The sequence below is a fragment of the Mycobacterium sp. genome, assembly GCF_049585075.1.
Taxonomy (GTDB): Bacteria; Actinomycetota; Actinomycetes; order Mycobacteriales; family Mycobacteriaceae; genus Mycobacterium.
Window position 1 is genome coordinate 1 of the sequence record NZ_JBAUZA010000270.1, and the last position, 7,405, is coordinate 7,405.

Here is a 7,405-nt window from a genome sequence, read left to right on the forward strand (position 1 = left end):
AAGCCAGCATGGCCGAACCCGCTGCCGCGCAACGGGTTACGGGTTATGTGGTCGGCGCGGTTTCGCCGTTTGGGCAGCGCGCGTCGCTCCCGACCGTCGTCGACTCCGGCGCGCTGGTGTGGGATCGTCAACGGCCAAAGCCAACCGCGAAACCGCCGCGACAGCACAACACGACGGCCCGCACTGCCTACACCTCGCCGTCGTGGACTTCGCGCGCTGCTTAAAGCTCCGAGGTGCCTAGTGTAGTCGGCGGCTTGTTTCGCGTTTTTATCTGCGGTGCATCAGAACCGCCGAGCGGGTCGGGGCCGTGCTGGTTCGTTCCGACGCTGCCGCGCAGGCAGCCAAGTTCGACAAAGACCCAAATGCTGATGATGGCAAAGACGATGTTCAGCAGAAAATCGAGCACGTTCGGATTGACCGGGTTGCCGGTTATTCCGATTAGGTCGGTAACACCCTTGATCAAGGGCGGTGCCAGGAAAAGCGCGGCAACCCACGCGGGCCGGTCGCGGTCGTGCAGGCGTTTCACCATCAGCGCCACCGCAGGGTAGAGAAACAGGACTGTCCAGACGAGGATTACCAGCCTGAAACGGAAGTCGGGTGCCGTGATCGACACGCCGAGTAACTTTGAGACGACGAACAAGATCACGAAGTTCACCATTGCCAGGGTGATTGTCCCAATCCAATACGGCTGTCGATTGATGCGGCCGTCGAGGCTCGTGTAGAGATGACGCAGGTCCATTTATGAGTCCTTTCTCGCGAATGTGCTCCAGCATGCTCCGAGGTCGGTCGTGGTGGCCGACAATGCGGACAATGCGGAGGGTCCGGCAGGATTCTTGAAAGATTCTTGGCGAGTGCCTTGCGGGTCGGTGCCGTAGTAGGACGAGCGGTCGGCGCCTCCGTGGCTCAAGTGTTCTTTAGCCAGTAGGTGCCATCATCTGGTCAAAACCTTCTGGGGCTGGCGTGACCAGCAGTTGCCCGACGGCACCCTGATCCTCACCTCACCGGCGGGGCAGACCTATGTCACCACACCGGGCAGCGCGCTGCTGTTTCCCAGCCTGTGCCACGCCACCGGCGGCATACCAGCACCCGAAACCGACCTGCCCACCAACTACTGCGGCGAGCGCACCGCAATGATGCCCAAACGCCGGCGCATCCGCTCCCAAAACCGCGCCGACCGCGTGGCCACCGAACGCCGACGCAACCGCGACTCCCGCATGCGCCGCAGGGCTGAACGCCCGAGCTACTTCGGCCCCGCACCCCCGCCGGACCCGGACGATCCACCACCCTTCTGATCGCCGACTTCCTAGAAGCGACTGCGAACAACCGCGAATCGTCGGCCGGCCTGTGGCTCAGCCTCTAAGCGGCAGCCTACTTCGACCCCGCCTCGCCGCGAGCTAGCATGCCGTGCACGCTGTCGGCGAACGCCGCGGTGGTGAAACAGGTCGGCTCGGCGAATTCCTCCAGGGTCAGGGCGTCGTTCCAGCTGGCGTCGGCCGCGGCCCGCAGCAGCGGTTTGGTCATAGCCACCGCGTGGGCCGGCATCGCGGCGACTTGTGAACACCATTCGTCGGCAGTCGCGAGCAGCTGGTCGTGCGCGACGACCTGTTGCACAAACCCCAGCCGTTGCGCGGCCTCGGCGTCGATGTGCTCACCGCGCAGGTAGTAGGCCAGCGCGCCCTGGTAGCCGAGCCGACGGGTCAACGCCCAGCTGGTGCCGACCTCCGGAATCAGGCCCAGCCGCCCGAACGCGGGCACGATCACCGCGCGCTCGCTGGCGATGGCGATGTCACACGTCAGCGCCCACGCCAAACCAACACCGGCCGCCGGGCCGTTGAGCGCGGCCACGAAGATGGTGTCCGATCCGGCGATCAGCCGGGCGATACCGCCGAACTCGCGGCGGATCCACCGCCAGACGTCGGCCACGCCCTCGGGTTGGCTCAGCTGCTCGGTCGCCGTGCGCATCATCTTCAAGTCGCCGCCGGCGCTGAACCCCGGGTCGGCGCCGGTGAGTACGACACTGCGGATGTCGGTGTCTGCAACCAGCGCCTCGAGCGCGCGCCGCAATTGCCGCACCAACGGCGCCGAAAGCACGTTGAGCCGGCCGGGTTCATCGAGGGTAACAACCGCCCGGTCACCACGATGCTCGACGCGTACCCGGCCCGGCGCCTCGGGGTCGTCGCCGTCAGCGACCATGCTTCTGTAGAGCGATTTCGCTGCGCCCATTAACTGTCCTCCTCAATATCGTTGGCCCGCAATGCCTTCCACGCGGCATCGGCAAAGGTCTTCCCCACCCCGCGCGGCATGTGGGGTTCGTCGCCGGCAATCCAGTACCGGCTGAATTCCTGTGCCGGCCCGAACCACAACGCTGCGGTGATGCCGGCCTGCATCGGTCGCAGGGCGCCATAGCCGTGGTGCGGAAGCCACCAGTCCCGCACGGCGGCGAAGAATTCCCGGTTGGCGTCGCGAAGCTCGGCGCTGTCCAGCCGATCACCCAGCAGCAAGGCCGCCTCGGTGCGGTTGGTCGACACCCACCGCAGGTGGTGCGCGACGCCGCCACGGATGCCTGCCTCGGCGGTGGCGTGGCTGCGCAGCATCGCGACGAATCCCGCCTGGTATTCGCTCATGACTTGGGCGTAGACGGCAGCGGCCAGCGCTGTTTTGTCCGGGAAGTGGTGATAGAGCGCCCCGACGCTGACGTCGGCGTCACGCCGAATCTCTTCGAGTGTGGCCGCGATGGCGCCGTCGGCGGCGAACCGTCGACGAGCGGTCTGCATCAATCGGCCCCGCGCATCGGCGGCGCTGGATCGTGGCACGAGGAATACTCTAACCGAACCGAGTAATCCTCGGTACATGGGGACCGCACCGGCCGGCCCAGCCGCGGCATAGGGTTGTGCGTGTGAGCAGTGCGATCGTCGTGGGCGGCGGGCCAAACGGGCTCGCCGCCGCCATTTGCCTTGCCGCTCAGGGCCTGCAGGTCACCGTGCTCGAGGCCGCCGACGAGGTCGGCGGGGGCGCCCGCAGCAGCGAAGCCATCATTCCAGGCCTGCTGCACGACCACTGCTCGGCGATTCACCCGATGGCCATCGGCTCGCAGTTCTTGAGCCAGTTCGGCCTGCACCGGTACGGCCTGTCGTGGCGCTGGCCGGAGATCGATTGCGTGCATCCCCTTGACGACGGCAGTGCCGGCGTGCTGTACCGCTCGGTGGAGGAGACCGTGGCAGGGCTCGGTCGCGATGGGTCGCGGTGGCGATTGGCATTCGGTTACCCGGCATCGCGGTTCGACGCCCTGTCCGACGACATCATGCGGCCGCTCCTGCGGTTCCCGCATCATCCGGTGATGCTCGCCCGGTTCGGCGCGCCCACCGTGCTGCCCGGTTCGACGTTCGCCCGGTGGTTCCGCACCGACCAGGGTCGAGCGTTGTTCGGAGGCGTTGCGGCACATGCCTTCCGGCCGCTGCACTATCCGATGACCTCCGCGATAGGAATGGCCATCATCGCCGCCGGCCACCGGCACGGCTGGGCGGTGGCCGAAGGAGGATCGCAGTCGATCACCAACGCGATGGTGGCGCTGCTGAGCGATCTGGGCGCAAAGCTCGAGACCGGGGTTCGGGTCAAGGCGGCGTCGCAGTTGCCTCCCGCCGACGTCACGCTGTTCGATCTGGCCCCGAGTGCAGTCGCCGAGATATTGGGTGATCGTCTTCCCCGCCGAATTTCTCGTGCCTTCACAAGGTTCCGGCGTGGACCCGGTGCGTTCAAAGTCGACTTCGCCGTCGAGGGCGGCGTGCCATGGACCAACCCGCACGCCCACCGGGCCGGCACCGTGCACCTGGCCGGGACCTATCGCGAACTGGCCGCGACCGAGCGGGATATCCACGCCGGGCGGATGCCAGACCGGCCGTTCGTTTTGGTCGGTCAGCAATTCCTGGCCGATCCGCAACGCTCAGTGGGTAATACGCATCCGGTGTGGAGCTACGCGCACGTCCCGAACGGCTATACCGGCGACGCGACCGAGGCGATCATCGCCCAGATCGAGCGGTTCGCCCCCGGTTTCCGGGAACGCATCGTCGGCCACACCGTGCGTTCGACGACCGAGATGGCCACCTACAACCCCAACTTTGTCGGCGGCGATATCATGACCGGTGCCAAGGATATTCGTCAGCTGACGTTCGGTCCACGAACGACGTTGTCGCCGTACAGTATTGGAGTACCGGGCATGTATATCTGCTCGGCAGCCACCCCACCGGGGCCCGGCGCGCACGGCATGTGCGGCGCCAACGCGGCCAGCGAAGCACTCGCCTACCTCAACCGGTAGCGCGGCTAGAGCAGCCGCGCTTGCTCGGGCTGAGGCTCGGCCGGCTCGAGCAACTCGGGCCCGTTGTTGCGCACGCTGTTGACCAATGTCGAGATCTCGCGCATCTCGATGCCGTGCACATCCGGCGGTGCGGCCAACAATTCGGTGTCGGCGGGGACGTCGGGGTCCAGCCAGCGATCCCAATCGGGTTCGCGAACGATCAACGGCATCCGGTCGTGGATCTCGCCGAGCGAACCGACCGCATCGGTGGTGATGATCGTGCAGCTCAGCAACGGGCTTGCCTCCTTGGCCGGCTTCCATACCGACCACAAGCCCGCCGCGAACAGCATTTCGCCGTCGGCGCGGTGCAGGTAGAACGGGGTCTTGCGGGTTTTCTTGCCGCTGTCAGTGGCCGGGTTGGCCCGCCATTCGTAGTAGCCGTCCATCGGCACCAGGCAGCGTTTGGATTTGGCGCTCGAGCGAAACGCCGGCGAGGTGGTGACCTTGTCGGCCCGAGCGTTGATCAACTGCGGACCCTTGGGCTCCGGCGCACCGTCAGCTCCTGCCTTGACCCACGGCGGTACCAGCCCCCAGCGCATCAGGCGCACGCGTCGGGTGGGTTCGTCATCGGGTTCGTCGTGACGACGCACGACGGTGGTGATGGTCGTGGTGGGCGCGACGTTGTAGTTCGGGCCGGCCGATTCGGTAGCCCGCGCCTCGTTGATCGCCTGGATCTTTTCGGCCAGCGCCGCTGGATCTGTCGTGACCGCGAATCGTCCACACATACCTCCATAGTGCCCGTAGGCAATGATGGACACGTGAACACCTGGGCTGCCCCGCACACGCAGCAGCCGGTGTGCGCGACGGTGACGGTGCCGGGCTCGAAATCCCAGACCAACCGGGCCTTGGTGCTCTCGGCGCTGGCCGCTGCGAACGGCGGGGTTTCGACGATCAGCGGCGCGTTGCGCAGCCGCGACACCGACCTGATGATCGGCGCGCTGGGCGAGTTGGGCCTGCTGGTCGAGGGGGCAGCAGCAGAGCTGACGGTCAGCGGGAAGATCGCCCCGGCGGCCGACGCCCGGATCGACTGCGGGCTCGCCGGCACGGTGTTGCGTTTCGTGCCGCCGCTGGGGGCTCTGGGAGCCGTCGCAGTGACCTTCGATGGTGACGAGCAGGCCCGGGTCCGCCCGATCGCCCCATTGCTCGACGCGCTGCGCGGCCTGGGCGTGGATATCGACGGTGACGGCTTGCCGTTTCAGGTGCGCGGCGTCGGATCGGTCACCGGCGGGACGGTGAAAATCGATGCCTCGGCGTCGTCGCAGTTTGTCTCCGGCCTACTGCTATCCGGTGCGTCGTTCACCGAGGGGCTGATCGTGCAGCACGTGGGTCCGGCGCTGCCCTCAGCACCGCACGTCGCGATGACGGTGGCGATGCTGCGGCAAGCCGGCGTCGAAGTCGACGACACCACACCCAACCGCTGGCAGGTGCGACCGGGCGTCGTGGCGGCCCGGCACTGGCACATCGAACCGGACCTGTCCAACGCCGTCCCGTTTATTGCCGCGGCCGTCGTCAGCGCAGGCACCGTGCGCATCACCGGCTGGCCGGCGCACAGCATCCAACCCGCCGAGACGATTCTGAGTATCCTGGGAAAGCTGAATTCTGTTGTTAAACAGTCGGATTCGTACCTCGAGGTGCGAGGGCCGCAATCCTACGGCGGCTTCGAGGGGAATCTGCGCGACGTCGGTGAGCTCACCCCGGCAGTGGCAGTGCTCGCAGCGCTGGCCACCCCGGGCTCGGTGTCACGGCTGTCCGGCGTCGCGCATTTGCGCGGCCACGAAACCGACCGCCTGGCGGCGCTGAGCACCGAAATCAACCGGCTGGGCGGCAATTGTTCGGAAACCGCAGATGGCCTGGAGATCACAGCGACGCCACTGCGGCAAGGGATTTGGCGGTCGTATGCCGATCATCGGATGGCGACGGCCGGCGCGATCGTCGGGCTGCGGGTCGCCGGCGTCGAGGTGGATGACATCGCCACCACCGCCAAGACGCTGCCGGATTTCCCGCGGCTGTGGACCGACATGATCGGGAAGTCCAGCGGTTGAGGCCGGGCGACTACGACGAATCCGACGTCAAGATCCGCGCGGGACGCGGATCGCGAGCGCGGACGAAGACCCGCCCCGAGCATGCCGACGCGAAACCGGCCATGGTGGTCAGCGTGGACCGCGGCCGCTGGGGCTGCGTGCTCGACGGCGACCCTGACCGCCGGGTCACCGCTATGCGGGCACGAGAACTGGGCCGCACCCCGATCGTCGTCGGTGATGAGGTCGACGTGGTCGGCGACCTTTCCGGCCGGCCGGATAGCTTAGCCCGCATCGTGCGGCGTGGCCCGCGGCGAACAGTGTTGCGGCGCACCGCCGATGACACCGATTCCACCGAGCGGGTTGTCGTCGCCAACGCCGATCAACTGTTGATCGTAGTGGCGCTGGCCGACCCGCCGCCGCGCACCGGCCTGGTTGATCGGACGCTGATCGCGGCTTATGCCGGCGGGCTGACACCGATCCTGTGCCTGACCAAGAACGACTTGGCGCCGGCCGCCCCGTTCGCCGAGCAATACGCTGACCTCGAACTCAACGTGGTCACGGCCGGCCGCGACGATCCGCTGGACGCCGTCGCCCCCTTGCTGGTCGGGAAAATCACAGTGCTGCTTGGTCATTCCGGGGTGGGCAAGTCGACGTTGGTGAATCGCCTTGTGCCCGAGGCGCATCGAGCAGTCGGCGAGGTGACCGATATCGGCCGGGGCCGGCACACTTCGACGCAATCGGTGGCGCTGCCATTCAATGACACGGGCTGGGTGATCGATACGCCGGGGATCCGCTCGTTCGGGCTGGCCCATATCCAACCCGACGACGTGATCGTCGCGTTCTCCGATCTCGCCGAAGCCATCGAGGACTGCCCGCGCGGCTGCGGGCATATGGGCCCGCCCGCCGATCCCGAGTGCGCGCTGGACACCCTGACCGGCCCGGCCACCCGTCGCGTCGCCGCCGCACGGCGACTGCTGGCCGCGCTGCGCGAAAGTTAGGCCGCCACGCCGCTAAGGTCAAGTCCCGCCTGCAC

At 67.1% G+C, this 7,405-nt stretch carries 7 protein-coding genes and 2 pseudogenes; 5 read left to right on the top strand and 4 right to left on the bottom strand.

Annotated elements, in window-relative coordinates; translation table 11 throughout:
* A pseudogene (locus tag WB785_RS13025) lies at positions 1-224 on the top strand (hypothetical protein); the annotation flags it as partial.
* Here the strand turns inward: WB785_RS13025 and WB785_RS13030 are convergent.
* Positions 221-739, bottom strand: a complete 519-nt coding sequence (locus WB785_RS13030; protein ID WP_424079724.1) for a DUF805 domain-containing protein — start codon at positions 737-739, stop codon at positions 221-223. The pseudogene WB785_RS13025 and the gene WB785_RS13030 sit on opposite strands and share 4 nt — an antisense overlap.
* A gap of 163 nt (positions 740-902) precedes the next feature.
* On the opposite strand from WB785_RS13030, the pseudogene WB785_RS13035 reads away from it, so the two are divergent.
* Positions 903-1,292: pseudogene (locus WB785_RS13035) on the top strand (hypothetical protein); the annotation flags it as partial.
* A 76-nt stretch (positions 1,293-1,368) separates the two neighbouring features.
* Here WB785_RS13035 and WB785_RS13040 read toward each other — a convergent pair.
* Both WB785_RS13040 and WB785_RS13045 read right to left on the bottom strand, forming a co-directional pair.
* Positions 1,369-2,223: an enoyl-CoA hydratase/isomerase family protein gene (locus tag WB785_RS13040; RefSeq protein WP_424079726.1), complete on the bottom strand. Its 855-nt coding sequence runs from the start codon at positions 2,221-2,223 to the stop codon at positions 1,369-1,371.
* Positions 2,223-2,813 carry a TetR/AcrR family transcriptional regulator gene (locus tag WB785_RS13045; RefSeq protein WP_424079728.1) on the bottom strand — a complete coding sequence of 197 codons (591 nt, stop codon included), beginning with the start codon at positions 2,811-2,813 and terminating at the stop codon, positions 2,223-2,225. Before WB785_RS13045 ends, WB785_RS13040 begins: the two co-directional genes overlap by 1 nt.
* Before the next feature lie 83 nt (positions 2,814-2,896).
* Here WB785_RS13045 and WB785_RS13050 point away from each other — a divergent pair, with 83 nt between their 5' ends.
* Entirely contained in the window at positions 2,897-4,312 is a 1,416-nt protein-coding gene (locus tag WB785_RS13050; RefSeq protein WP_424079729.1) for a phytoene desaturase family protein, read from the top strand.
* A 5-nt stretch (positions 4,313-4,317) separates the two neighbouring features.
* Here the strand turns inward: WB785_RS13050 and WB785_RS13055 are convergent, their stop codons facing one another.
* Positions 4,318-5,076 (bottom strand): SOS response-associated peptidase, encoded by a 759-nt coding sequence (locus WB785_RS13055; RefSeq protein ID WP_424079733.1) that lies wholly within the window; start codon positions 5,074-5,076, stop codon positions 4,318-4,320.
* Between the two features lie 33 nt (positions 5,077-5,109).
* Between WB785_RS13055 and aroA the strand changes: the two genes are divergently transcribed.
* Together aroA and rsgA are read left to right on the top strand one after the other, a co-directional pair.
* Entirely contained in the window at positions 5,110-6,393 is a 1,284-nt protein-coding gene (aroA, locus tag WB785_RS13060; protein WP_424079731.1) for a 3-phosphoshikimate 1-carboxyvinyltransferase, read from the top strand.
* Positions 6,390-7,370 (top strand): ribosome small subunit-dependent GTPase A, encoded by a 981-nt coding sequence (rsgA, locus tag WB785_RS13065; RefSeq protein WP_424079734.1) that lies wholly within the window; start codon positions 6,390-6,392, stop codon positions 7,368-7,370. Before aroA ends, rsgA begins: the two co-directional genes overlap by 4 nt.
* Positions 7,371-7,405 lie beyond the last annotated feature (35 nt).

Excerpts from the sequence above, each read along its gene's own strand:
- WB785_RS13030 (WP_424079724.1), bottom strand. The coding sequence starts at position 739 with ATGGACCTGCGTCATCTCTACACGAGCCTCGACGGCCGCATCAATCGA.
- WB785_RS13040 (WP_424079726.1), bottom strand. The coding sequence starts at position 2,223 with ATGGGCGCAGCGAAATCGCTCTACAGAAGCATGGTCGCTGACGGCGAC.
- WB785_RS13055 (WP_424079733.1), bottom strand. The coding sequence starts at position 5,076 with ATGTGTGGACGATTCGCGGTCACGACAGATCCAGCGGCGCTGGCCGAA.